General features: G+C 67.2%; 19 protein-coding genes. 1 reads left to right on the forward strand and 18 read right to left on the reverse strand.

The annotated features are described in order from the left end of the window. Positions 1-122 precede the first annotated feature (122 nt). The 3 genes from F7R26_RS28115 to F7R26_RS28125 form a co-directional block, all read right to left on the reverse strand. Positions 123-1,298, reverse strand: coding sequence for an acyl-CoA dehydrogenase family protein (locus F7R26_RS28115; RefSeq protein ID WP_150984557.1), 1,176 nt, complete (start codon positions 1,296-1,298; stop codon positions 123-125). Between the two features lie 153 nt (positions 1,299-1,451). After that, a complete protein-coding gene (locus F7R26_RS28120) occupies positions 1,452-2,792 on the reverse strand; it encodes a type II toxin-antitoxin system HipA family toxin (protein ID WP_150984556.1) in 1,341 nt (446 codons plus the stop codon). A 2-nt stretch (positions 2,793-2,794) separates the two neighbouring features. Further along, positions 2,795-3,046 (reverse strand): helix-turn-helix domain-containing protein, encoded by a 252-nt coding sequence (locus F7R26_RS28125; protein WP_150984555.1) that lies wholly within the window; start codon positions 3,044-3,046, stop codon positions 2,795-2,797. Between the two features lie 286 nt (positions 3,047-3,332). Here F7R26_RS28125 and F7R26_RS28130 point away from each other — a divergent pair, with 286 nt between their 5' ends. After that, positions 3,333-4,958, forward strand: coding sequence for a class I adenylate-forming enzyme family protein (locus F7R26_RS28130; protein WP_150984554.1), 1,626 nt, complete (start codon positions 3,333-3,335; stop codon positions 4,956-4,958). On the opposite strand, the gene F7R26_RS28135 is transcribed toward F7R26_RS28130, so the two are convergent. The 15 genes from F7R26_RS28135 to F7R26_RS28205 form a co-directional block, all read right to left on the reverse strand. Further along, positions 4,955-5,812: an AraC family transcriptional regulator gene (locus F7R26_RS28135; RefSeq protein WP_241754766.1), complete on the reverse strand. Its 858-nt coding sequence runs from the start codon at positions 5,810-5,812 to the stop codon at positions 4,955-4,957. The two genes, F7R26_RS28130 and F7R26_RS28135, sit on opposite strands and share 4 nt — an antisense overlap. 195 nt (positions 5,813-6,007) lie before the next feature. Beyond that, entirely contained in the window at positions 6,008-7,618 is a 1,611-nt protein-coding gene (locus F7R26_RS28140) for a class I adenylate-forming enzyme family protein (RefSeq protein ID WP_150984553.1), read from the reverse strand. 35 nt (positions 7,619-7,653) lie between these two features. Beyond that, positions 7,654-8,826 carry an ABC transporter substrate-binding protein gene (locus F7R26_RS28145; RefSeq protein ID WP_150984552.1) on the reverse strand — a complete coding sequence of 391 codons (1,173 nt, stop codon included), beginning with the start codon at positions 8,824-8,826 and terminating at the stop codon, positions 7,654-7,656. Between the two features lie 52 nt (positions 8,827-8,878). Continuing rightward, entirely contained in the window at positions 8,879-11,122 is a 2,244-nt protein-coding gene (locus tag F7R26_RS28150) for a 3-hydroxyacyl-CoA dehydrogenase NAD-binding domain-containing protein (RefSeq protein WP_150984551.1), read from the reverse strand. Positions 11,123-11,156: 34 nt separating this feature from the next. Next, positions 11,157-13,016: an AMP-dependent synthetase/ligase gene (locus tag F7R26_RS28155; RefSeq protein ID WP_170301775.1), complete on the reverse strand. Its 1,860-nt coding sequence runs from the start codon at positions 13,014-13,016 to the stop codon at positions 11,157-11,159. Positions 13,017-13,055: 39 nt separating this feature from the next. Then, on the reverse strand, positions 13,056-13,868 hold the full coding sequence (locus F7R26_RS28160; protein WP_150984549.1) for an ABC transporter ATP-binding protein: 813 nt from the start codon (positions 13,866-13,868) through the stop codon (positions 13,056-13,058). Continuing rightward, positions 13,865-14,662, reverse strand: coding sequence for an ABC transporter ATP-binding protein (locus F7R26_RS28165; RefSeq protein ID WP_150984548.1), 798 nt, complete (start codon positions 14,660-14,662; stop codon positions 13,865-13,867). The genes F7R26_RS28160 and F7R26_RS28165 overlap by 4 nt, the downstream gene beginning before the upstream one ends. A 10-nt stretch (positions 14,663-14,672) precedes the next feature. Beyond that, positions 14,673-15,749 carry a branched-chain amino acid ABC transporter permease gene (locus F7R26_RS28170; RefSeq protein WP_150984547.1) on the reverse strand — a complete coding sequence of 359 codons (1,077 nt, stop codon included), beginning with the start codon at positions 15,747-15,749 and terminating at the stop codon, positions 14,673-14,675. A 7-nt stretch (positions 15,750-15,756) separates the two neighbouring features. Further along, positions 15,757-16,629 (reverse strand): branched-chain amino acid ABC transporter permease, encoded by an 873-nt coding sequence (locus F7R26_RS28175; protein WP_043355187.1) that lies wholly within the window; start codon positions 16,627-16,629, stop codon positions 15,757-15,759. A gap of 225 nt (positions 16,630-16,854) precedes the next feature. After that, entirely contained in the window at positions 16,855-17,466 is a 612-nt protein-coding gene (locus F7R26_RS28180; RefSeq protein ID WP_150984546.1) for a methyltransferase domain-containing protein, read from the reverse strand. Between the two features lie 891 nt (positions 17,467-18,357). Further along, positions 18,358-19,935 (reverse strand): acyl-CoA synthetase, encoded by a 1,578-nt coding sequence (locus tag F7R26_RS28185; RefSeq protein WP_193692260.1) that lies wholly within the window; start codon positions 19,933-19,935, stop codon positions 18,358-18,360. A gap of 72 nt (positions 19,936-20,007) precedes the next feature. Continuing rightward, positions 20,008-20,793, reverse strand: a complete 786-nt coding sequence (locus tag F7R26_RS28190) for an enoyl-CoA hydratase/isomerase family protein (protein WP_150984544.1) — start codon at positions 20,791-20,793, stop codon at positions 20,008-20,010. 85 nt (positions 20,794-20,878) lie between these two features. Then, positions 20,879-22,879: an acetyl-CoA carboxylase biotin carboxylase subunit gene (locus F7R26_RS28195; RefSeq protein WP_150984543.1), complete on the reverse strand. Its 2,001-nt coding sequence runs from the start codon at positions 22,877-22,879 to the stop codon at positions 20,879-20,881. Positions 22,880-22,918: 39 nt separating this feature from the next. Beyond that, a complete protein-coding gene (locus F7R26_RS28200; protein ID WP_150984542.1) occupies positions 22,919-24,073 on the reverse strand; it encodes an acyl-CoA dehydrogenase family protein in 1,155 nt (384 codons plus the stop codon). 55 nt (positions 24,074-24,128) lie between these two features. Continuing rightward, the gene (locus tag F7R26_RS28205) at positions 24,129-25,751 is read right to left on the reverse strand and encodes an acyl-CoA carboxylase subunit beta (RefSeq protein ID WP_150984541.1); all 1,623 of its coding nucleotides are present in this window, start codon (positions 25,749-25,751) and stop codon (positions 24,129-24,131) included. Between the last annotated feature and the right edge of the window lie 63 nt (positions 25,752-25,814).

The following is a 25,814-nucleotide window of genomic DNA, read 5'->3' on the forward strand; positions in this document are numbered from 1 at the left end:
GTTCCAGGACGCGCCCGCCGGCAGCGCCAGCGGTGGATTCTCCGGTCGGATTATAAGGTGGCGCGACGGGGCTGATCCGTGTCGCGGGAAGGCTTGGGCGCTTCCCTGGACGAATGCCCTCCTCAAAACCCCAACTGCCGCGCGGCCAGGTCTTTCATGATTTCCTCCGACCCGCCGCCGATCATCATGACCTTGACCTCGCGGTACACCCGCTCGCTCAGGGTGCCGCGCATGAAACCCATGCCGCCCAGGATCTGCACGGCCTGGTCGGCGCAGAACTGCATGGCCTGGGTGGCCTGGATCTTGGCCATGCAGGTGCGCGCCACCAGTTGCGCCGGGTCGCCGGCCTGATGCTGCACGCGGTAAGCGAGGTCGTAGACGAGGTTGCGGGCGGCTTCAATGCGCAGGGCCATGTCGACCAGCTTGTGGCGGATCACCTGTCGCTCCACCAGCGGGTGGCCGAAGGTGCTACGCTGGCGCGCCCAGTCGAGTGCTTCCTGCAGGCAGGCTTCGGCGTAGCCATAGGCGCTGGCGCTCATCCCCAGGCGCTCGGCGTTGAAGTTGCGCATGATGACCTGGAAGCCGCGGTTCTCTTCGCCGATCAGGTTGGCGGCCGGGATCCGGCAGTTGTCGAAGTGCAGGTGGGCGGTGTCGGAGGCGAGCCAGCCCATTTTCTTGAGTTCGGTGCGGGTCAGGCCGGGCGGGTTGCCTTCGATCAGCAGCAGGGAGATGCCGCCCGCACCCTTGTTGGCGGGATCGGTGCGCACCGCGGTGGTGATGAAGTCGGCGCGCATGCCGGAGGTGATGAAGGTCTTCTCGCCGTTGACGATGTAGTGGTCGCCGTCGCGCACGGCGGTGGTCTTCAGGCTGGCCACGTCGGAGCCGCCGCCGGGCTCGGTAATGGCCAGGGCCGCGATCTTGTCGCCAGCGATGACCGCGGGCAGCACGCGTTCCTGCAGCGCCTGGCTGCCGGCCGCGACGATGGGCGGCACGCCGATGGAATGGGAGTGCAGCGATGCGTTGACGCCGCCGGAGCCGCAGCGGGCAAACTCTTCGGCCTGGATCAGGTGATAGAAGATGTCGCCGGGCGTGCCGCCGAAGTGTTCCGGGTAACCCAGCCCGAGCAGGCCGACTTCCGCGGCGCGGTGGTATAGCGAGCGGGGAAAGGTCCCGGCTTCGTCCCAGTCGTTCACGTAGGGCGTGATCTCGCGGGCGACGAAGTCGCGCAGCGTGCTGCGGAACTGCTCATGCTCGGCGGTGAAATAGTGCGCCAGGGGCGGCAGGGTCAGGAGGCTCATCGTGGGTCCTGTCAGTGGGGCTGTCAGTGGGCGTTCGGGTCGGGGGTGGCGTGCGGCATGCAAGCCGGCATCCCTCGACCATAGGCCGCGCCGTGCGCTTCGTCTTGCGCAAAGTGGTTGGCCCCGGCAAACCCAAACTCCCCAACCAACCGCTTAGCCGGGCGGCATGCGATCGAGCTGCCGGGCGGATGCCTCCAGCCCTTGCAGGATGCTGTCCGCCACCTTTTGCGGAAAGCCCCCCGGCAAGGCGGCGCTGACCGTGGCAATGACCGCCGGCGTCTGCGCAATGAGCCGCTGGACGATGCCTTCGGCATCCGGGCCGTGGAAGCACTTGGGCGCCATGGCGTTGAAATGCCGGCGCTGCACGTCCTTGAACAGGTAGTGCCGGTTCTTGCCGGCCACCGCCATGGCCAGCTTGGCCTTGTGCCATGACCACTGGTTTGCCCCAAAGCCAACCACCGGCCAGATCGACATCACGTCATAAAGCGGCGTCATCCGGTAGCGCCCGCCAGGCAGCAGGCGGATGCTGAAATTCTTGGCATGCCCGTCGGGCGCCGCCAGCATCCAGAACAGGATCTGCGTGGTGAGGAAGGTCTCCAGGTCTTCGTCGGCATGGGTCGATTGCCGCAGGATCTGGGCGATGTCGCGCATGCCAGGGCCGCCATCCGCCTCGTACTTCAGGTGTGGGGCGACGCCGAGCGCCTGGCAGAAATCCTCCTGCGGCAGGCGCAGGATCCAGCCTCCCGAGGAATGCATCTGCCGGTCGAAGCGCTGCACGCTCAGGACCTTCTGGCTGGCGAAGGTCTTGATTTCGCTATGCGCCACCGGCAGGCCGTAGGCGGCGAGGATGGCCAGGCAGAGCCACTCGTTCTCGACCGAGGTACTGAGGTCGGCCCGCTTGTTGCCCACCAGCCCAAGCGGCAGCTTGAGGATGTGCGTGGTGGGCGTGGCGCCGTGGGGCTTCATCCACTGGTTGCCGTGCCACAGCAGCGCGGTCTTTTCCTGCGCGCCGGCCAGGGAGATGCGCAAGTCTTCGTCATCTTCCTGTGCGCCCATGCCGGTGGGGCTGACCGTCTGCCGCAGCAGTTTTTCAATATCGGCGTCGGACTGCGGGGTGCCTTCGATGCGGTCATGGCCCGCCGGCTGTTCGTTCTCGCCGAGCAATTGCACGGCGCCGACGCAATCGCGGCCGATGGCTTCCAGCAGGTCGAAGGCTTCCGTGGTTGCCGCCTTGAAACGCGTAGCCAGGCGCTTGCGGATGGCGTCACTGTCGGGCAGCAGGTTGTCGAAGTAGTTGCGCACCCGGTCGCCCTTGAGCGGGGAGGTATCGACGCCGAAGGGAAGCGACAGGGAAAGTGGGCGTCCGGCGGGCGAGGCCAGCCAGCCGGGGTCGTACTGCAACTCCATGTCGCCCCGCGTGGGGATGCGCCACGTCCCCACCCGCTCGCCATTGGCCCATACCGACAACGCCCGCGCATGCGATCTGCGGCCCATGGCTACCACTCCACCGGCGAGGCTTCGGTGCCTGCCGCGTGCCTGTCTTGCACGACGAGTTCCAGGCCGAGGACGCTGATCAGCGCCAGCAACTGGTCGGCGCTGATGCTGCCCGGGTTGAGTTCCATATGGGAGATGCGGCTCTGGCTGACATCCAGCCGCGCGGCCAGGTCCGTCTGCGACAGCTTGGCGGCGCGCCGTGCGGATTGCAGCACTTGCCCGAGCTGGCTGGGGGTGGTGAGCAGCTGTTTCATCTTGGTGATCCGAAGTTACCCATCCAATGCGTAATCTCACTTTACAAACTACATGGGTAAATTGCAAATACCAATTTAGTGGGTAATCATCAATTACCCATGTCATGCGTAATCCGTGTTTGATTCGCGCTTAATCTACGTCCACAGAGACGACGCTGCCGCCCTACGCAGCGACCCAGCCACTTTCCGCAAGCCTTGCCCCACGCGACTTGGCTACGCTTGCCGCTCTGACCTGCCCCGGGTCTTTGCCGCATCCAATTTGCCATCCAACGCCAGGAGAGTCCGCATGACTGCCAACCCGCCGCCCGCCACCATTGGTGCCGCCCTTCGCCAGGCCAGCCAGCGGTGGGGCCAGCGCACTGCCTACCGCTGCGGGCCGCAGGCCCACACCTTTGCCGGGATGGAGGCCAGCTCCGCGCGGCTTGCCTGTGGGCTGCTTGGCCTGGGCATCGCCCGTGGCGAGCGCATCGGCGTGATTGGCCTGAACCAGATCGAGTGGCTGCAGCTGTTCTTTGCCGCAAGCCGGATCGGCGTGGCGGTGGTGGGCCTGAGCGTGCGCTACCGCGATAACGAGATCGAGCATATGGTCAACGACAGCGCGGTCAAGGCGGTCTTCACGGTGCCGGAGTGCGAGGGCTTTGATTTTCCAGGCATGCTGGCACGGCTGGCTCCGCGCATGCCGGGCTTGTCGCATGTGGTGCTGATCGACCCAATCAACGCAATCGACGCAATCGAAACGGCGCCACCGGCCGACACCAGCTCGCTGCGGCTTTCCATGCTGCTGGCCACCGCGCCGGACCCGGCCGTGCTGGAGGCCGCCGAGGCGCAGGTCGTGCCGCAGGACCAGGCCATGGTGATTTACACCTCAGGCACCACCGGGCGGCCTAAGGGCGCGGGACTGTCCCACCGCAGCATGCTGGCGGCAGCCCTGGCCCAAGCGCGCCATGTGCGCACGACCGAGGCCGACCAGCTCCAGCTGGCCCTGCCCTTGAACCATGTGGGCGGCATCACCTGCGGGGTGCTGAACTTCCTGCTTGGCGGCGGTACCTGCGACCTCGTGCCAGCCTTCAAGGCAAACCTGGTGCTTGCCAGGATGCGCGAGCACCCGCCCACCATCTTCTCGGGCGTGCCGACCATGGCCACGCTGCTGCTGATGCATCCCGACTCCGCCAAGGTGGATTTCTCCTCCGTGCGGCTCGTGATCGTGGGCGGCGCCACGGTGGATGCGGCCCTGCTGGAGCAGTTGCAGGCCCGCATGCCGCAGGCGACGGTGATGAACCTGTATGGCCTCTCGGAATCCTCTGGCGCGATCGTCATGACGCCCTGGGACGCGCAGCGACAGGACCTGATGCAATCGATTGGCCGCGTGTTCGATACCGCCGAGGTACGGGTGGTTTCGTTTGCTGGCGAAAGCCTGGCCACGGGCGAAATCGGCGAGCTCTGTTTCCGTGGCGCGGGCGTTTGCCCGGGCTATGTGGGCGGCGCGGCCGGGGAGGATGGATTCGATGCCCAGGGCTGGCTGCACTCGGGCGACCTGGGCTACGTGGACGAACGCGGCTATATCCACTTGAAGGGGCGCAAGAAGGATATGTATATCCAGGGCGGCTTCAACGTCTATCCGGCCGAGATCGAAGGCGTGATCGCGCGCCACCCGGCGGTGATGATGGTCGCCGGCATTGGCGTGCCCGACCCGGTGCTGGGCGAGATCGGCCGCTATTACATCGTGCCCAAGCCTGGCTGCCAGGTCTCCGAGCAGGAAATCCGCGCGTACTGCGGGACCCGCCTGGCGGACTACAAGGTGCCGCGCCAGGTGGTGCTGCGCGATGCGCTGCCGCTCACGCCGGCCGGCAAGATCCACAAGGCGGCCTTGCGCACGGAGGACGCGCCGGATACCCCTGCCCGGCCCGCCTAGCCCGGCATGCCGCCGCCCACCTCCACACGCTCGCCAATCAGGGCGAGCTTGCGCGAGCCGGCAAAGATATCGCTGGGTTTGAGCCCGTAGACCTGGCGGATGGAATGGCTGAAGTGGGTGGAGTCCGGATAGCCCGCATCCAGCGCCACATGGGCTAGGTTGGAGTCCTGGGTGACGTAATGCAGCAGGCTGCGGGCGCGCTTCCAGGTCCGGAAGCTGCGGAACGGCGTGCCGACATCCTCCTTGAACAGATGCAGGAAGCGCGAGAAGGACAGATGGGCCGAAGCGGCGCATGACTCGGCCGTGGCCGTGGCCGACGGCGCGTTGCGGATGCGTTGCACCGCGGCCTCGATACGCGGGTCCAGCTTGCGCGGCGCCAGCGCGTGCCCGAAGAAGATCTGGTCGAAGCTGTCCGCCTGCAGTTCCAGCTCCCGGCCGCGCTCGCTCAGGTAGGCATGCACCTGCCGCACATGGCGCACAAAGGCCGGATCGTCCACCGGCCCTGCCCGCTCGCGTATCACCGGCGGCAGGCGCGCCAGGTCGATGCTCTCCGCCTCCAGTGCGAGGTCGCAGATCATGCGGTCGTCGCAAGCAACCGAGTGCGGCATGTACGCCGGCACCACCGCCAGTTCCGTGGATGCCCAGGGCCCGTCGTCAAACCGGATGCGGATGGGTGCGCGCAAAGCCACATAAATCAATAGCCCACCCATGGTGCGGACCGAAGGCGAGCCAAGCAGGCCGGCGTAGAACAGCCTGTCGGGGGTGAGCCACATCACCCGTCCGGCTCCGTCCCGGGCGCCAGGCGCCACGGTCGTCGCTGGCGGGCACGCAATGCCTGGTGCTTGCATCTGCATGTCCTCGTCTCCTGCTGGCACCGTCCGCGCACCGATGGATGCGTCGCCAGGCCTGCTAGTTATTTGCTCTCGGTACGCCGCCAGGATGCGATGCAAAAATGCGACGCAAAAAGCAGCGTAGCCGGGGCTACCGGCTACGTCTTGCGTCAGGTGGCTATGTCAGCTGGCCATGCCAGCCACAGGCGGGTCCGGTGCTCAGCCCTCGCCAGGGGGCACGTCGTAATGCTCGCGATACCGCTGGCGCAACGCGAACTTCTGGATCTTCCCGGTGGAGGTGGCCGGCAATGCCGCCAGCAGCAGCACGGCCTTGGGCACCTCGAAGCCGCCTAGGTGGGCCCGGCAGTGCGCGCCCAGCTCGTCGTCCTCCACCCGGGCGCCGGGCTTCAGGGTCACGAAGGCAGTCACCGCCTCGCCCCAGCGCGCATGCGGCAGCCCGACCACCGCCGCATTGGCTACGGCGGCATGGCGCAGCAACACCTCCTCGACCTTGATCGAGGGCACGTTTTCGCCGCCGCTCTTGATCATGTCCTTGATGCGGTCGAGGAAAAGCAACTGGCCATCCTCGTCCAGCACGCCGAGATCGCCGGAGTGATGCCAGCCAAAGCGCTGCACGCGGGCGGTAGCCTCGGGATCCTTGTAATAGCCCAGCATCACGTTCGGCCCGCGAAACACGATCTCGCCAGGCTCACCCGGGCCGAGCAGCCGGCCATCGTCGCTCATCACCGCCACCTCGTTGACCACCGTGCCCACGCCCCAGAAGGCGCCAAAGCGCTTGCGCTGCTCCTGCGCCTCGAAGATGGTGGCCGCCGGGTACATCTCGGTCTGGCCCGAGCACAGGACGAAGTTGGGGCAAAACGCATCCAGCAGGCGCAGCAGCAGGTTCTTGGGCAATGGCGCCATGCCGTAGATGCACAGCCGCACGCTGGAGAGGTCGGTCGCGGCGAACTGCGGGTGCTCCAGCATGGCCCGGTACATCATCGGCAGCGCCACCACCACGGTGACGCGGTGCCGGGCCAGGTCCGCCAGCACCCGGGCCGGATCGAAGCCGCGCCCGATCACCACGGCATGGCCGCCCAGCAGCGCGCTCATGGTATTGCCGTGCTGCGCGCAGTGGAACATCGGCAGCAGGCAGGTAAAGACTTCACTCGCCGTCCCGCAGCCGGTATCGACCAGGTTGGCCGCCAGCACCGAATGCACCGAGGCGTGGGAATGCATGACGCCCTTTTGCGGGCCGGTGGTGCCGCTGGTGTACATGATCTGTGCCAGTTGGCCGCTGGCGATATCCACATCTGGCAGCGTGGCCGGCTGGCCGGCCAGCGCGTCGGCATGCCGGGTAAGCGCCAACCCTGCCACCTCGCCTGCCGCCTCGCCCGCCGGCTCCAGCAACACGACGGGAATGCGCGACGCCGCGACCAGCTCGCCGATGCCGGGCCGCGCCAGCACGGACGCGTCCGCCACCAGGCGCGTCACCTCCGCATGTTCCAGGATGTACTGGATCGCATCCGGCGCCAGCGCCGTGTTGATCGGCACCCACACCATGCCCGCTTTCTGTATGCCCAGCAGCGCCACGATCATGTCGATGGAGTTGTTGCACAGCATGCCGACACGCTCTGCGCTGCGCATGCCCTGGGCCAGCAGGTAGTGGGCAAACTGGTTGGTGGCGGCGTTCAGCGCCGTGTAGCTGAGGCTGTGGTCGCCTTCGATCAATGCCGTGCGGGCGCCGAAGCGCCGCGCGCTACGGTGGATCACATCGCCCAGGGCGATGCGCCCGATGCGCTCGCGCGCCTGTTCCGTTGCCGTGCTCATGGTTGTCTCCGGTTGTTCATGGATGCCGCGCCCGCTCAGTTCATCTTGGGCGGCGGCAGCAGGTCGCTGGCCGGGATCCACTTGTCGCCAGCCACCTTCATGATGCGGATGCGGTCGTTGCTCAGGCGGTTGCTGGCGGAGACATTGAAGCCCGGGTTGCCCAGGGCGTCCTGCGGTAGCTTGGTCGACTCCATGGCGGCGTTGAAGGACTCCGCGCTCAGGTTGCGCCCGGCCTTGTCGGCGATGGTGGCGAAGGTGGTGTAGGCGTAGTAGCTGAACATCGAGTACACACCCGGGTCTTCATTGAAGCGTTTCTTGTAGGCGGCTGCCCATTGCCGTACCGCCGGGTTTGCATCGTCCGCATAGGGCAGCATGATGAAGGCCGCCGCATGCAGGCCTTCCATGGCCTTGCCGCCCAGCAATGGCACCTGGTGCGCGTAGTTGGCCGAGGTGCCGGCGAAGACCGGGTTGAAGCCGATCTTGCGCGCTTCCTGGACGGAGGCGATGTACTCGCGCATCGTGGAGGCGTTGAATACCAGGTCGCAGTTGGCCGCCTTGAGCCGCGCCATCTGCGAGGAAAAATCGGTGGCGCCGCGCTTGTACGACACCTTTTCCACCAGGGTCATGTTCCTGGTCTTGAGGTAGGCCTGCACGCCCTCCACGGACTCCCGCCCGTAGTCGTCGTCCTGGTACAGCGCGCCCACCCGCTGGTAGGGCTTCTGTTTGAAGAAGTAATCCATGATGGTGGTGGACATCAGGAAATTGGACGGTCCCAACGCGATCTTGTATGGGCTGGCCGGCTCATACATGTCGCGCGCGGCGCTCTGCGGCATGAAGTTGAAGACCTTGCTTTGCACCAGGAACGGCAGCGTGGCCATATTGGGCGCGGTGCCCAGGTGGCCGATGATGGCGAACACGCCATCCTGCGTGACCAGCTTCTGCGCGGCCAGCACGGCACGCTTGGGCTCGTAGCCGTTGTCTTCCACCACCACCCGCAGCTTGCGGCCCTGCACGCCGCCGCGCGCGTTGATCTCCTCCACGGCCATGGTCATGCCGTTGCGCGACTCCTTGCCGTAGTTGACGATCGGCCCGGACATATCGGTGATCAGGCCGAGCACGATTTCCTTGTCGGTGACGCCGCGCGTCTGCGCGCTCGCGCCGGCGCTGAGCGCGAGCGCAATGGCGGCGATGGTGGTCTTCAAGATCATGGTTGTCTCCTTGTCTTATCGGTTTGTGCTCTATGAGTGGATTGCCTTGGCTTCAATGCACGCTCTGCGGCGGCTTGGGTCCCGGCTGGAACCTGCTTTGCACGGACCGCGAGTCCGGCGGTAATGCGATAGGCGCATGGCCCGGTGCCACGGCATCGGCGGCTGGCGGCGGCGCGGACCAGTCGGACAAGCGCTGCCCGCTTTGCGCCAGCGCCGCCAGCAAGGGGGAGATGTCCCAGTAGTCGTAAGGATTGCCGCGCAGGCGGGCGTAGCGCTCCAGCCCGGCTTTGACGCGGGGCAGGCCAATGCTGTCCGCCTGCCATACAGGGCCCCCGAGATAGTCGGGAAAGCCATAGCCGGCGGTCCACACCATGTCAATGTCTCCGGGCCGGCAGGCCATGCCCTCCTCCAGCAGCTTGGCGGCCTCGTTGATCAGCGGAAAAACCAGGCGCTCGATGATCTCGGCATCGGTAATGTCGGTGCGCCGGGCAATGCCGTGCGCGCGGCCCAGCGCGGCGCAGATGCGCTCGGCCTCCGGGTCCGCCACCGGCTCGCCGTCCGGATAGCGGTAGTAGCCCGCGCCGCTCTTGCAGCCGAGCCGCCCCAGCATGAACAACGTGCGCACCACCGCGCGATAGGCGGGATCCGGCGGCAGTCCCCCGGCCTTGCCGTACTCCAGCACGATCTTGGCACCCGTGTCGATCCCGGCCAGGTCCAGCATGCGGCACGGCCCCATCGCCATGCCGTAAGCCTGCATCACGGCATCCAGCCGCGCCGGGCTCACGCCTTCCATGAGCAGGAACTCGCTCTCGCGCAGGTAGGCCTCGGCCATGCGGTTGCCGATAAAGCCGAAGCACACGCCCGTCACCACCGCCACCTTGCCGAGCCGCCGGGCCAGCTGCATGGCAGTGATCAGCACATCCGGCGCGGTGGCGCTGCCGCGCACCACTTCGATCAACCGCCCGCCATTGGCCGGGTTGCGGAAATGCAGCCCGGCGAAATCGTCCGGCCGGCCGCAGGCCTCGGCCAATACCTCCACGTCCAGCGTGGAGGTATTGGTGGCAATGATTGCCCCGGGCTTGCAGATCTGGCCAAGACGGGCGCACACCTGCTGCTTGAGCGCCATGTCCTCCACCACCGCTTCGATCACCAGTTCGCAGCCGCCCAGTGCGGCGTAGTCCAGCGTGCCGGCAATCAGGCCCATGCGCCTGGCCACCTGATCGGGCTGCAGCCGCCCGGCCGCCGCGCTGGCCTCGTACTGGGCGCGCACGGACGCCAGGCCCTTGGCCAGCGCCGCGTCGCTGGCCTCGACCAGCGTGACCGGCACGCCGGCGTCCGCCAGGCTCATGGCGATGCGCCTGCCCATGGTGCCGGCGCCCACCACCCCAGCGGTATGCAGCGCGCGCGGGGTGATGCCCGAGGGCACCCCGGGCACGCGGGCCGTCTGGCGCTCGGCAAAGAACAGGTGGCGTAGCGCCCGCGATTCTGGCGACGCCACGCAGGCGGCAAGCAGGGCAGCTTCCACCGCCTCGCCCTCGGCGAACGGCAGGGTCGCCGCCGCCTTCACCGCTTGCACGACAGCGGCGGCCGCGGGATAGCGCGCGCGCTCCTGCGTGGCGCGCTGCAAGGCCTGCGCGAAGAAGTCCGGCGGGAGCCCGGCAACAGGCACGGACAGCGTCGACAGCCGGCGCGGCGATGCCCGCCTCGCCAGCAGGTCTTCCAGAAAATGAAGGCCAGCGGCCAACGGCTCGCCCGGCTCCAGCGCATCGACGATGCCGGCGGCCAGCGCCGCCTCGGCGTCGAGCATGCGCCCGCTCAGCATCAGGTCCAGCGCCAGGGCCGCCCCGCAGGCGCGCGGCAGCCGCTGGGAGCCCAGCGAGCCGGGCAGCAGCCCCAGCTTGATCTCGGGCAGCCCGACCCGCGTGCCGGGCACGGCCAAGCGGTAATGGCAGGCCAGCGCCAGTTCCAGCCCGCCGCCCAGCGCGGTGCCGTGCAGCACGGCCACCACCAGCCGTTCGCTGGCTTCGAGCCGGGCCAGGATGCGGTTGTAAGGCGCAGCCGTGAAATCCGGCGCATCGAACTGCGCGATGTCGCCGCCCGCCACGAAGGTGCGGCCCGCGCACCAGATCAGCAAGCCATCGAGGGAGGAATCGGCCTCGAAGGCGCCCACCTTGGCTTCCAGCCCCGCCACCGTCGCCACCGAGAGCGCGTTCACCGGTGGATGGTCGATGCACAGCAGGCCGATGCGGCCGTGCCGCACCAGGCTGACGGGAACCGCTTTGTCCGCATCGCTCATGGCGCCTCCTGTCTCCTGTTGGGGCCGCTTGCGTTCAGGCCACCTTGGCCAGGTACATCGACTCGATCAGCGCGCTGTATTTGTCGTTGACCAGCTTGCGCTTGAGCTTCATGGTGGGCGTCAGTTCCTCGTCCTCGGCGCCAAGGCGGGTCTCGATCAGCCGGAATGCCTTGATCTGCTCGACCCGCGCGAACTGCTTGTTGACGCGGTCGATCTCCTGGCCCACCAGCGCGATGACCTCCTTGCTGCGGCACAGCGAGCCGTAGTCGGAGAAATGCACATCGTGCTCCTGCGCCCACTGCTCCACGTTGTCCTGGTCGATCATCACCAGGCAGCTCAGGTAGGGCCGGCGGTCTCCGATCACCACGGCGTCGGTCACATAGGGGCTGAACTTAAGCTGGTTCTCCCACTCGGACGGCGTGACGTTCTTGCCGCCAGCGGTGATGATCAGGTCCTTCATGCGGTCGGTGATATAGAAGTAGCCCTGCTCGTCCACCCGGCCCACGTCGCCCGTGCGCAGCCAGCCATCGGCCATGGTCTCGGCGGTCTTGGCGGGCAGGTTCAGGTAGCCCATGAAGACCTGCGGGCCCCGCACCAGCAGCTCGCCTTCCTGCGAGACCTTCACCTCGGTATGCGGCAAGGCAATGCCGATGCTGCCCGGGCGGGTCCGGCCGGGCGGGTTGCAAGTGGCCGCGCCGGTGATCTCGGTCATGCCCCATAGCTCGTGCAGCACGATGCCCAGCGCCATATACCAGCGGATCAGGTCGGGCGAGATCGGCGCCGCGCCGGTCACGGCCAGCTGCACGCGGTTCAGGCCCATCATGCGCCGCACATTGCCCAGCACCAGCGTATCGGCCAGCCAGAGCTTCAGGCGCGCGGCCAGCGGCAGCACCGTAGCCTGCCCGTCCTCGTGCACGCGGGCCTGACCGGCGGCCAGCGCCCAGTCATAGGCCCAGCTCTGCAGGCGGGTCGCTTCCCGGACCGCGATGGTCACGCTGGAATACAGCTTCTCCCACACGCGCGGCACCGCCAGGAAGGCGTCGGGCTGGATCTCGCGAATGTTGTCGAAGATGGTGTCGGGGTTCTCGACAAAGTTGACGACGGCACCGGACAGGATCGAGTAGTACTCGCCAAAGATCCGCTCCGAGACGTGGCACAGCGGCAGGAAGGCCATGCGCTCGCCGATGGTGGTGGCGGGGAGGAACTCGCGCAGCGTCAGGCAGCTGCGCAGCACATTGCGGTGCGACAGCATAGCCCCCTTGGGCCGTCCCGTGGTGCCGGAGGTATAGACCAGCACCGCCAGCGCGTCGGCGCTGCCGGCGGCCAGCCGCGCCGCCACCAGCCCCGGTTGCCGCGCCCGCGCTTGCCTGCCGAGCGCCAGCAGCGCGTCGAAGCTGAGCACGCCGGGGTCATCGAAGCCGGCCAGCCCTTCCATGTCGTACACGATCGCCTTGCGTAGCCGTGGCAGGCGCTCGCGCACCTCCAGGTACTTGTCCAGCTGCTCCTCGTTCTCGACGAAGAGCATGACGCTGCCCGAGTCGTGGCAAAGATACTCCACCTGCGAAGGCGAGTCGGTGGGATAGATGCCGCTGACCACCGCACCGGCGGTGAGCGCGCCAAGGTCGCTCCACACCCATTCGCGGTTGGTGCTGGACAGCACCGACACCACCTCGCCTGCCTGCAGGCCCAGCTCGGCAAGGCCAGCGGCGACATCGGCCACGATCTCGCCCACTTCGCGCCAGCGGTAGCTGCGCCAGACCCCGAGGTCCTTTTGCCGCATCATCACGGCGTCGGCGCGCTGGTCCACGGCGTGCCAGAACATCTGCGGCAGGGTCTCGAATGCCGCTTCGGAAAGGGGCTGCAGGGTGTGCGCCGTCGCCATTGCCGTTGCCATTGCCATTGATTGCTCTCAACTTGGTGATGGTTTAGCGCGCTACCGCCAGGTCTTGCGCTTTTTCCAGCGGCGCTCGCCGCGCACGCCGCTGTCCTTCATGCCGAGGTAGAACTCCTTGATGTCATCCTTCTCGCGCAGCACGGCGCAGGTGTCCTCGGCCACGATGCGGCCGTTCTCCAGCACATAGCCATAGTCCGCCGCGTTGAGCGCCATATTGGCGTTCTGCTCCACCAGCAAGATGGTGGTGCCGCGCTCGCGGTTGATGCGCACCACGATCTCGAAGATGTCCTTGGTGAGCTTTGGCGACAGGCCCAGGCTGGGCTCGTCGAGCAGGATCAGCTCCGGCGCGGCCATCAGCGCGCGCGAGATCGCCAGCATCTGCTGCTGGCCGCCCGAGAGCAGGCCGGCATCCTGCGCGGCACGCTCGCGCAGCACCGGGAAGTAGCCGTAGACCGCTTCCATGTCGCGCGCCACGCCGTCGCGGTCGCGCCGGGTATAGGCCCCCATCAGCAGGTTGTCGTGCACCGACAGCAGCGGGAACACCTCCCTGCCCTCGGGCACGTGGCTCAGGCCACGCCGCACGATCTGCGCCGGGTCCATCGCAGCGATGCTCTCGCCCTTGAAGGCGATGCTGCCGCGCGTCGGGTCCAGCACGCCGGAAATGGTCTTGAGGATGGTGGTCTTGCCGGCGCCGTTGGCGCCCAGCACGGTGGCGATGCTGCCGCGCTGCACGGCAAGGCTCACGCCCCGGATCGCCTTGACCGGGCCGTAGGCGCTTTCCACGTTGGCCAGCGCCAGCACGGGCGTGTCCTGGATTTCGCGCATCTTGTCAGCGCCTTGCATCAGGTTCATGCCGCTCTCCGCAGTGAGGCTACGTCGTCCACGGTGCCCAGGTAGGCTTCGATCACCCCGGGATGCGCCTGGACCTCGGCTGGCGTGCCCTGCGCCAGCACCTGGCCCTGGTTCATCGCCAGCACCCGGTCCGACACGCGCGACACCAGGCTCATGTCGTGCTCCACCATCAGCACGGTGATGCCCAGCTCGCTCTGGATGTCGCGGATCCACCAGGCCATGTCCTCGGTCTCTTCCACATTCAGCCCGGAAGACGGCTCGTCCAGCAGCAACAGCCGGGGGCTGCTGCACAAGGCCCGCGCCAGCTCCACTACCTTGCGCACGCCATAGGGCAGGCCCGCCACCAGCGCGTCGCGATGCGCCTGCAGGTCCAGCAGCTCGATCATTTCCTCGGCCTTGTGGCGCGCGGCCAGCTCCGAGCGGCGCGCGGCAGGGGTAAACAGCAGGTCTGCCCAGAAGCCGCTGGCGCGATGCGTGTGGTGGCCGATCAGCAGGTTCTGCAGCACCGTGGCGTGCTCGAACAGCTCGATATTCTGGAAGGTGCGCGCGATGCCCTGCGCGGCGATCGCGTGGGGCGGCAACTGCGTCAGGCTGCTGCCCTGCCACAGGATCTCGCCGCTGGTGGGCGGATAGATGCGGCTGATCAGGTTGAACACCGTGGTCTTGCCGGCCCCGTTGGGCCCGATCAGCGTAAAGACCTCGCCGCGCCGCACATCGAAGCTCACGCCGCCAAGCGCCAGCACGCCGCCAAAGCGCACCGACAGGTCGCGCACGCTGAGAAGAGTGTCTGTCATGCGGGTCTCCTTATTTCAGGCGCTCGGAGCGCTGGAAGGCCTTCTGGCGCCGGAACATGCCCTGGCGATAGAAGGGAAACAGCTCCAGGTACGTGCGGATCTTGCACCAGCGCCCGTACAGCCCCATCGGCTCGAACAGCACGAAAGCCATCAGCACCAGCCCGTACACCAGCGCCTGCAGGCCGCTGGCTTGCCCGATGGCCGGCGGCAGGAGATCCTTCGCCAGCACGATCATCTGCGGCATGACGATCAGGAAGATCGCGCCAAGAAACGCGCCATGCACAGAGCCCAGCCCGCCCACCACAACCAGCAGCAACAAGTCGATCGACTGGGCAATGCCGAACTGCTCGGGCGAGATGTAGCGCAGCTTGTGGGCATACAACGCCCCGGCGATGCCAACCAGCGCGGCGGACAACGCGAACGACAAGGTCTTGTAGCGCGCCAGGTGAATGCCCATGCTCTGCGCCGAGATCTCCGAGTCCCGGATGGCGATGAAGGCCCGCCCCGTGGCGCTGCGCAACAGGTTGAGCACGGCCAGCGTGGCCAGCAGGCAAACCGCGAGCGACAGGTAGTAGAACGCCACCGGCCCGTCAAGCACATAGCCCCACAGTTGCGGCGCGGCCACCGGCAGGCCGGCATTGCCGCCGGTCACGCTTTCCCAGCGCGCCAGGACCTCCTCGACGATCAGGCCGAAGGCCAGCGTGGCGATCGCCAGGTAGATGCCCTTGACGCGCAATGCCGGCAGTCCCACCACCACGCCCGTCAGTGCCGACAGCGCAGCCGCGGCCAGCAAGGCCGGCACGAAGGGCACGCCGTGGCTGGTCAGCCAGGCCTGCGTATAGGCGCCCACGCCAAGGAAGGCCGCATGGCCGATCGACAGCAGCCCCGTGTAGCCGGACAGCACCATCAGGCCCAGGCCCGCAATGGCGTAGATCAGCACAAAGCCAAGCTGCGCGATCCAGTAGCTGCTGGCCCAGCCCGGCGCGACCAGCAGGCACGCCATCAGCAAGCCGTACCAGAACACATGGCCCGGGTGCCTGGCCAGGCGCAGGTCCTGGCGATAGTCGGTCTTGAAAAGGAATCGCATCGCGTCTCTACACCTTTTTGCGCAGGTTCTCGCCGAACAGGCCGTTCGGCTTGACCACCAGCATGATCAGCACCACGACATAGGCCGCGACGTCCTTGAAGCCCTCGGGCAGGTAAAAGCCCGCCAGCGACTCCACCACGCCGATCACCAGCCCGCCCACGATCGCGCCCGGCAGGCTGCCGAAGCCGCCCACCACCGCTGCGGGGAAGGCCTTGAGGCCGAGCATGCCCATGCTGGCGTGGACAAAGGTGATGGGCGCCAGCAGCAGGCCGGCGATCGCGGCCACCGACGCCGACAAGCCCCACACCAGCCCGTTGAGCCGCCGCACCGGAATGCCCATGTAGTAAGCGGCAAGCTGGTTCTGCGAGCTGGCCTGCATCGCCACGCCGATGCGGCTGTAGCGGAACACCAGGTAAAGCACCACGCAAAGCGCCGCGGTGACGCCGATCACCGCCACCTGCTCCACGCTCAGCACCAGCGCGCCGGTGCGCCACACCATGCCCTGGTAAGGCACCGGCAAGGTATGCGTGCCGGCGCCGATGCCCGGCACCATGGTGATCAGCCCGCGCATCACGTAGCCCATGCCGATGGTCAGCATCACCACGGTGAACTGCGGCTGGCCCAGGATGGGGCGAATCGCCAGGCGCTCGACCAGCATGCCAAAGCCAGCCATGCCCGCCACCGTCAATGGCACGGCAAGGACCAGCGGCAACCCGAGCATGGTCAGCACCACGCCGGCGAAGGCACCCAGCATCATGAACTCGCCTTGCGCGAAATTCACCGTCTCGGTCGCCTTGTAGATCAGCACAAAACCCAGGGCGATCAGCGCATAGATGCAGCCCAGCGCAATCCCCGAGATCGTCAATTGCAGGATCTCCAATCTTGTCTCCTGTGCCGGCCGCCCCTTGCCGCGCGCGGTGTGCGGGCGGCCGGGGCCGATCTCGGATTTGGGTGGGTCGAGCGCGCCCGATGGCACCGGGTGCGACTGGTGCCACCGTAACAAAACTACCGGTATGGCTCTTGTGTGGACTGGCTGTATATGGATTGGGGATTACCCATGGATTACCCATGGATAACGCGGCTGGCGCCGTGCGCCGCCAGGGGATCAGCGGCGCACCAGCACCACCGCAAGCTCGAATGCGCCGCCGGGATGCGCCACAGCGTCAAACGGTGGCTTGGGCCATTCCCATTGCTGGGCGGGGAACAGCGCGCGCATGGCGTTGATGTCGCAGTGATACGGGGGCCCTTCCACCACGCCCTGCCCAGCGCTGTCACGGCGCATCTGCATGAACAGCGCTAGCAGGCGCCCTCCTGGACGCAGCCAGGCATGGAGCTGAGCGGCATAACGGGTCCAGTGGTCGGGATGCAGCGCGCACAGGCAGGTCTGCTCATAGATCGCATCCACCGGCGTGGCCGGCTGCCACTGCAATACGTCCGCCTGTTCCAGGTCCGCCTGCAGTCCGCTCGGCGCCAGCCGGGCAAGCGTGCGGGCCAGCGCCCCGGGCGCGTAGTCGATACCGCTGACCCGCGCGCCGTGCGCCGCCAGCGCGGCGACTTCCCAGCCACCGCCACAGCCGGGCACGAGCACGCGCTCCCCGGGCTGGATGATGCCTTGCGCAAGCCAGGCTTGGAGTTGCGGGCTGGCGGCTTCGCGTTCCCAAGGGGTTTGCCCGGATTCGAAGCGGGATTGCCAGAAATTGATGGTTGGTCCTGCCATTGGAGGCTCCTCTTGTTTTTTCAAAGTTTCTTGTCTGTTGTTTCTTTTGGCGGCGTTGGTTTTTGGACCCAACAGCCATACGACATCTCCCTGCGGGGGCTGCCGGTCACTCTTCTTTGCGTCGGCAAAGAAGACTAACGAGAAGAAAGCCGACCCTGCCGGGAGCAGAGCAATCAGGCTGCTTTTGCCTCGGTGGTTGCGTCGTACGGCCCGGAGTGTTGGCTGGCCTTTGCCATACCGGCTTGGAGGTCATCGTTACGGCATGACCATATGGTCACGTGGTGGTGCCCCTGATCGCTTTGCTCGGTGAGCGTTCGGGCATCTGCCGTTCGCGGTGCGTAGCACCACGATCCTGCCTGCCCTGGTGGTTTCGTGGTTTTGTCTCTGACGGCGGGCGCCCTGCCATTTGATGCCCTGCCGTACCGGTGCGAGGGGTACCTTGCTACCAACTCCCCTGGTTTCGTGGTGGGCACCGTGGCCCGTCCGCGAGGGCCGCGCTCACACCCACGACGCTTGCTCTCCGAGACAAAACCACGAAACCAGCCACACCCGAAACGGCGCAGCACGTTGCACCGCGAACGGCAGATGTGGGAACGGGCACCGCAAGCGAGGTCAGGGGCTGCACCACGTAACCCATGGGTCATGCAAGTGCGATGACCTTCGAGCCGGTAGAACACGCTAGCCAACACTCCGGGCCGTACGACGAAACCACAGCCCCACATAAGCCCGATTGCTCTGCTCCCGGCAGGGTCGGCTTTCTTCTCGTTAGTCTTCTTTGCCGACGCAAAGAAGAGTGACCGGCAGCCCCCGCAGGGGGATGTCGTATGGCTGTTGGGTCCAAAAACCAACGCCGCTAAAATAAAGAGCGATCCCCGACATGCCCCACAACCCCTACCCCCTACCCCTCCCCATCTCCCTCAACCGCACCTTCAACACCTTCCCCGTAGGATTCCGCGGCAACGCCGCCACCACCCGCATCGCCCGCGGCAACTTGTACCGCGCCAGCCGCGGTTCCGCAAACGCCTGCAGGGCTTCCAGCGTCAGGCTGGCGCCCGGCTTGAGCGCCACCACGGCAACCACATGCTCGCCCCAGCGCTCGTCGGGCGCGCCGATCACGGCGACTTCGGCAATGGCCGGGTGCTCGTACAGCACGCTTTCGACTTCGGCCGGGTAGACGTTCTCGCCGCCGGTGATCACCATGTCCTTGAGGCGGTCGCAGACGTAGTAGAAGCCTTCTTCGTCGACATAGCCGACGTCGCCGGTGCGGAACCAGCCACCTTCGTAGAACGCCGCGGCGCTGGCGTCCGGGCGGTTCCAGTAGCCTTTCATGATGTTGCCGCCGCGCGCGCAGATCTCGCCGCGGGCCTGCGGCTCGGTCAGTGGCTTGCCGTCGAAGTCGCGGATGCAGACTTCGGTCATCATGGCCGGCGTGCCACAGGAGCCGAGCTTGTCCTGCGCGCGCTCCGGGGCGAGAAAGGTCGTCGCCGCGGCGGTCTCGGTCAGGCCGTAGCCCTGGTTGACCGGGATGCCGCGCCCGGCGAACAGGCGCAGCAGCGGCTCGGGCATGGGGGCGCCGCCGACCGAAATGGTCCGCAGGCTGGACAGGTCCGCCTGCGCGAAATCCGGGTGCTGGCTGACGAACAGCAGCATGGCGGGCACCGCGAAGCTGACCGTCACGCGGTGCTCGGCCACCGCCTGCATGACGGCTGCGGGGTCGAAGCTGCGCTGCAACACGAGATGGCCGCCCGCCATCAGGATGGGCAAGCTCACGCAGCACATGCCGCCAACATGGAACAGGGGCGCGAAATTGAGCGCGACGTCGGTGCTGGCGAGGTCGCTCAGCATCATCACGTTCAGGTTGTTGGCCCAGAAGTTGCCATGCGTGAGCATGGCGCCCTTGGGGTGTCCGGTGGTGCCCGAGGTGTACATGATCGCGGCGATATCGTCCGGATCGGTGGGCACGGGCGGCAGCGCGGCATCGGCTTGCGCCATCCGCGATGACAAACCTTCCCAGCCTGGCGCATCGGTGCGGCGCAGGTAGCGCTGGCACTCCAGCGTCGGGCGCGCTTCATCGATCAGGCCGGCGTAGTCTTCATCGGCGAACAGGGTATGCACGCCGGCATCGTTGAGGATAAAGGCCAGCTCCGGCCCGGTGAGCCGGAAGTTGAGCGGCACGAAGATGGCGCCCAGCCAGGCGCAGGCGAACTGCGTCACCAGGAACAGCGGGTCGTTCAGGCCCAGGTAGCCCACACGCTGGCCGCGTCCCACGCCGCCCGCCGCCAGCACGGCAGCCATCTTCCGGGCGTCGGCCACCAGTTCGGCATAGGTCCAGGTCTGCCCGGCGCAGGTCAGCGCGGGGCTGCGGGGGCTGCGCGCAGCGCGGCGGTGCAGCCATTGCGCCATGCCGAGCGCCAGGAAGGCGGCGCTGTCCGCTTGGGTGGACGATGTTGTCGACGATGCTTTGTTCATAGGCTGCTTCCTTGTTCAGTCGTTGCAGACACCGCCAGCGCGCCCTGCCCGGCGCGCGCCTCGCCGGTTGTTTTACCTGCCGGTCCAGACCGGCTTGCGCTTTTCGTTGAAGGCGGCCAGGCCTTCGCGCGCGTCTTCGGTCATCGCCAGCAGCGCGATCTGGCTTTCGGTATAGGCGATGCCTTCGGAAAAGCTCATCGACGCCATGGCCTGCATGGCGTACTTGCCGCGCCGGATGGCGGTAGGCGACTTGTCGGCCACGCGGGCGACCAGCCATTCGGTGCGCGCGTCCAGCTCGCCCGGCGCGGCCAGGTGGTTGACCAGCCCGGCGGCCTTGGCCTCGGCGGCGGAAAACGGCTCGCCGCTGATGCACCACTCGCGCACCAGCCGGGGTGGCGCCAGGGTCTGCAACAGGCTCAGCACCTGCATCGGGAATACGCCTACCTTGACCTCCGGCAGGCCAAACAAGGCGTTGTCGGCGGCCACCGCCATATCGGTCATGCACAGCAAGCCCATGCCGCCGGCCATGCAGGTGCCGTTGATCCGCGCAATGCTGGGCAGCGTGGCATGCTGGGACTCGCGCAGCATGTCGGCGTAGTCCACATTAGGCTGCGAGAGGTCGAAGGCAAAGCCCTTGCCCGGCTGCAGGTCGCCACCGGCGCAGAAGGCCTTGTCGCCGGCGCCGGTCAGCACGATGGCGCGGATGGCGGCGTCTGCGTGCGCAGCGCGGTAGCCCGCCCGGATGCCGGCGACGACTTCCTTGTTGATGGCGTTGCGCTTGTCGGGCCGGTTGATGGTGATCCAGAACGCGGCGCCGCGTTTTTCATGGAGGACGGCTGGGGTGTCCGATTCGCTCATGGTGTTCCGCTGGTTAGGCTGTCTCTATGTGTTGGAAAACGATCTGAGGGGTACCGTGGCAACGGGCTCAGGCCACTCGGAGGGCTCAGGCGGCGGCCTTGGCCGGCTCCGCCGGCGGCGCCTCGAACTCGATCTCCGCGATCACGCGCATGGCGGCGGCCTGGTCGCCAACCTGCACGTGCACGGCGCCAACCCGGCCGGCGGCCGGGGCCACGTGGATGTGCTCCATCTTCATGGCCTCCAGCGTGACCATGGGCTGGCCCGCCTCGACCTGGTCGCCGGCGGCCACCATCACGTTGACCACGCGGCCATTCATCGAGGCGCGCAGCTTGCCGTCCCCGGCAGCCTCGCCAGCCCTGGCGGCAGCGGCCCGGGTGTGGTCCTCGATGCGCAACGGCGTGCCCTGGTAGTGCAGCAGCAGCGTGCTGGCGTCGCGATGGAAGGTGGCGCTCTCGACCAGGCCATCGCAGCTGAAACGTACCGAATGCGCGCTTAGCGCGATGGTCTCGAAGGCAAAGCGCGCCTCGCCCATGGCAACCGCGAAGCGATTGCCACCACCAAATGCCAGGCTGGCCTGATGCTCCGCCCCGTTGACCCGGTAGCGCAGGCCGATGGGCAGCGTGGGGGCCAGGCTCGCGGCTGGCGCGCCCGGCTCTCGCTCCGGCGAGGTTTCATACAGGAGCAGCGCCGCCAGCGCGGCGGCGCGCTGGCGTACTGCCGCATCGGGTTGCAGCAGCGCGTCCTGGTGCTGGCCGATGAAGGCGGTGGTGGCCTCTCCGGCGGCAAAGGCAGGATGGGCAAGGCAGCGGCCAAGAAACACCTGGTTGGTGGTCACGCCAAGCGCCACCAGGTCCTCCAGGCCTTGCGACAGCTTGCGCCGCGCTTCGTCGCGTGTCCCGCCGTAGCTGATGAGCTTGGCAATCATGGAGTCGTAGTACGGCGGGATCGCCGCGCCACTGCCCAGCGCATGCTCCACGCGCAAGGCGGGCGGGGCCTGCCACAGCGCAATCTTGCCGCTTTGCGGCATAAAGCCTTGATCGGCGTCTTCGGCGCACAGCCGCACTTCGATGGCGTGGCCGGAAAAGCGCACGTCTTCCTGCTTGAGCGGCAACGGCTCGCCTGCGGCAATCCGCAGTTGCAGCGCCACCAGGTCCAGGCCGGTGATGGCCTCGGTCACGGGGTGCTCCACCTGCAGCCGGGTGTTCATCTCCATGAAGTAATAGTTGCCGTCGCGGTCGAGCAGGAACTCCAGCGTGCCCGCGCCTTCGTAGCCGATCGCCTTGACGGCGGCCACGGCGGTGGCGCCCATGCGGGCCCGCAGCTCGGGGCTCACCGCGGGCGATGGCGCTTCCTCGATCAGCTTCTGGTGGCGCCGCTGCACCGAGCAATCGCGCTCGCCCAGGTGGATGGCGTTGCCATAGCGGTCCGCCAGGATCTGGATCTCGATATGGCGCGGCTCCACCACGGCCCGCTCCAGGATCACCTCGGGATCGCCGAAGGCGCCCTGCGCTTCCGAGCGCGCGCTGCGCAGCAGCTCGGCAAAGGCCCGCGCGTGCGGCACCAGCCGCATGCCCCGCCCGCCCCCGCCTGCCGTGGCCTTGATCATGACCGGAAAGCCGATGCGCTCGGCCTCGGCGCACAGGCGCGCCTCATCCTGGTCCTCGCCCTGGTAGCCCGGGATGCAGGGCACGTCCGCGGCCATCATCAGCCGCTTGGCGCCGGCCTTGTTGCCCATGGCAACGATGGACTCGGCCGACGGGCCGATGAATACCAGCCCCGCCTCGCGGCAGGCGCGGGCAAAAGCGGCATTCTCCGCCAGGAAGCCGTAGCCGGGATGCACGGCATCGGCACCGCAACGCCGCGCTGCCTCGATGATGGCGTCGATGCGCAGGTAGGACTGCGCCGGCTGCGCCTCGCCGATATACACCGCCTGGCCGGCTTCCTGGACATGGCGCGCGCCGGCGTCGGCGCTGGAGTAGACCGCCACCGTGCGGTAGCCCAGCGCGGTGGCGCTGCGCATCACGCGCAAGGCGATTTCGCCCCGGTTGGCGATCAGGATCTTCTGGAATGGCGTGGGCTGCTTCATGATGGCCTGGTCTGCTCTCTTGTCTTTCGCTTTGAACGCTTACTTCGACTGGGGGAAGGTGCCCATGAACTTGCACAGGATCTGCATCATGACCTCGTCGGCGCCGCCGCCGATGGAGGTGAGCCGCCCGTCCCGGAAAATGCGCGAGATCGGGCTCTCCAGCACGTAGCCCATGCCGCCCCAGAACTGCAGGCAGCGGTCCGCCACCTCGCGCGACAGCCGGCCGGCCTTGAGCTTGGCCATGGTGGCCAGGCGGGTGGCATCCTCGCCGCGCACCATCATCTCCACGGCGCGCCAGCACAATGCGTGCAGCGCTTCCACCTCGGTCTGCAGCTCGGCCAAGGTGTAGTGCACCCACTGGTTGTCCAGGATGGAGCGGCCAAATGCCTTGCGCTCGCGGGTGTAGTCGATGGTGAGGTCGATCGCCTTGGCGCATCGGCTGGCGGAGCTGAGCGCGCCCCACAGGCGCTCTACCTGGAACTGCTCCATCTGGTAGGTAAAGCCCATGCCTTCCTCGCCGATGCGGTAGCGTTGCGGCACCCGCACGTCGTCGAAGTACAGCTGCGCGGTATCGGACGAGTCCATGCCGATCTTGCGGATCTTCTTGGCCACCGAAACGCCGCGGGTCTTCATTGGCACCACGATGAGCGTCTTGTTGCGGTGCGGCGCGCCGTCCGACGTATTGGCCAGCACGCAGCAGAAGTCGGCCTGGGTACCATTGGTGGTCCACATCTTGCCGCCGTTGATGATGTAGTCGTCGCCGTCGCGCCTTGCGGTAGTCTTGATCGAGGCCACGTCGGAGCCGCTGCCCACCTCCGAGACGCCCAGGCAGGCTACATATTCGCCGCGGATCGCGGGCGCCAGGAATTCGCGGCGCAGCGCCGCGCTGCCGTGGTGGGCCAGGGCCGGGGTAGCCATGTCGGTCTGCACCCCGATGGCCATGGGCACGCCGCCGCAGTTGATGTCGGACAGCGTCTCCGCCAGCACCGCGCTGTAGGAGTAATCGAGCCCCATGCCGCCATCCTCTTCCGGCTTGGACAGGCCCAGCAGGCCCAGATCGCCCATCTTGCGAAAGACCTCATGCGCGGGGAAGATCTCGGCCTCCTCCCAGGCGTCCACGTGCGGATTGATCTGCTCGGCGATAAAGCGCTTGATGGTGGCGCGCAGCGCCTCGTGTTCGGGTGTCAGTAGCATGTCGCTGGTCTCCGTTCGTTCTTTTGCATGTCTGTTCTGGCTGAGTCGCTGGCCGTCAGGGCCGCGCAACCCCGAATTGCATGGCTTGCGGCGTCCTGGCATCGCCCTCGCGGCAGACCGCCAGCACATTGGCCAGCACCGCGCGCGTATTGCGCGGGTCGATCACGCCGTCGTCCAGCACGTGGGCGCTGGTGACAAACACGCTCATCTGGCGGTCAAAGCGCTCGACGATGCCTTTTTGCAGGGCTTCCAGCTGGTCGGCATCGGCTTGCCCGCCTTTGCGCTTCATGGCGGCCTCGGTCACGATGGCCATGGTGCGCGCGGCCTGCTCGCCGCCCATCACCGCGGTCTTGGCATTGGGCCAGGAGAAGCAGAAACGCGGGTGGAAGCCGCGCCCGCACATGCCGTAGTTGCCCGCGCCGAACGACGCGCCGCAATAGATCGTGATCTGCGGCACGGTGGCGTTGCTCACCGCCTGGATCATCTTGGAGCCGTGCTTGATGATGCCGGCTTCCTCATAGCTGCGGCCCACCATGAAGCCGGTGGTGTTGTTCAGGTAGAGGATGGGCGTGCGCGACTGGCAGCAGGCCTGGATAAAGTGCGTGGCCTTGGTCGCGCCGGCCGGATCGATCGGGCCGTTGTTGGTGATGATGCCCAGCGGCCAGCCCTCGATCTTGACATGGCCGCATACGGTGGCGCCGCCGTAGTTCTCGCCGAACTCCAGGAAGTCGGAGTCGTCGGCAATGCGCGCGATCACCTCCTTCATGTCGACCGGCCGCTTATGGTCCATCGGCATCACGCCGAGCAGCTCCTCGGCATCAAAGCGCGGCGGCTTGTAGCTGCGCGGCGCAGCGGCGGGCTGGTCGCGGTGCCAGTCGATCTTGCCCAGGATCTCGCGGGCGATGCGCAGCGCATCGCGGTCGTCCTCGGCCAGGTAGTCGCCCAGGCCGGAGACCGAGGTATGCATCACGGCGCCACCGAGCTCCTCCTCGGTGGCCACTTCGCCCGTCGCGGCCATCAACAGCGGCGGGCCTGCCAGGAAGGCGCGCGAGCGGCCGCGCACCATGATGATGTAGTCCGACAAGCCGGTCTGGTAAGCCCCGCCCGCCGTGGACGAGCCATGCGTCACCGTCACCACCGGCAGCCCGGCAGCCGACAGGCGCGCCAGGTTGCGGAACAGGTTGCCGCCCCGCACGAAATCCTCGACCTTGTAGGTCATCAGGTTAGCGCCGGCACTCTCCACCAGCTGCACATAGGGCAGCTTGTTCTCGAGCGCGATCTCCTGCACCCGCAGCTGCTTGTCCAGCCCCTTGGGTTGCAGGGCACCGGCGTTGATGCCCGAGTCCGAGGCGCTGATCATGCAGCGCAGGCCCGACACAAAGCCGATGCCCGCGATCAGGCCGCCGCCGGGCACGCTCTTGTCCAGGTCGGGGTTGTCCAGCCCCAGCCCGGCTAGCGACGATAACTCGATAAACGGTGCGCCCGGGTCCAGCAGCAATGCCAGCCGGTCGCGCGGCAGCAACTGCCCGCGCTTCTCGAAGCGCTCGCGCGAGGCGGCGGACAAACTGGCGGCGCGCTGCTCGAAGGCGCGGATACGCTCCAGCAGTGCCAGCATGCCGGCGCGGTTGGCCTGGAATGCTTCACTGCCGGCGGAGAGTCTGGATTCGATATTTGCCATAGGGGTTCACTGTTCGGGGCGGTGCGCCGGTGTGAAGCCATGGTAGGGGTGGGAGCCGGCAGG

The sequence above is a fragment of the Cupriavidus basilensis genome, from assembly GCF_008801925.2.
GTDB lineage: Bacteria > Pseudomonadota > Gammaproteobacteria > Burkholderiales > Burkholderiaceae > Cupriavidus > Cupriavidus basilensis.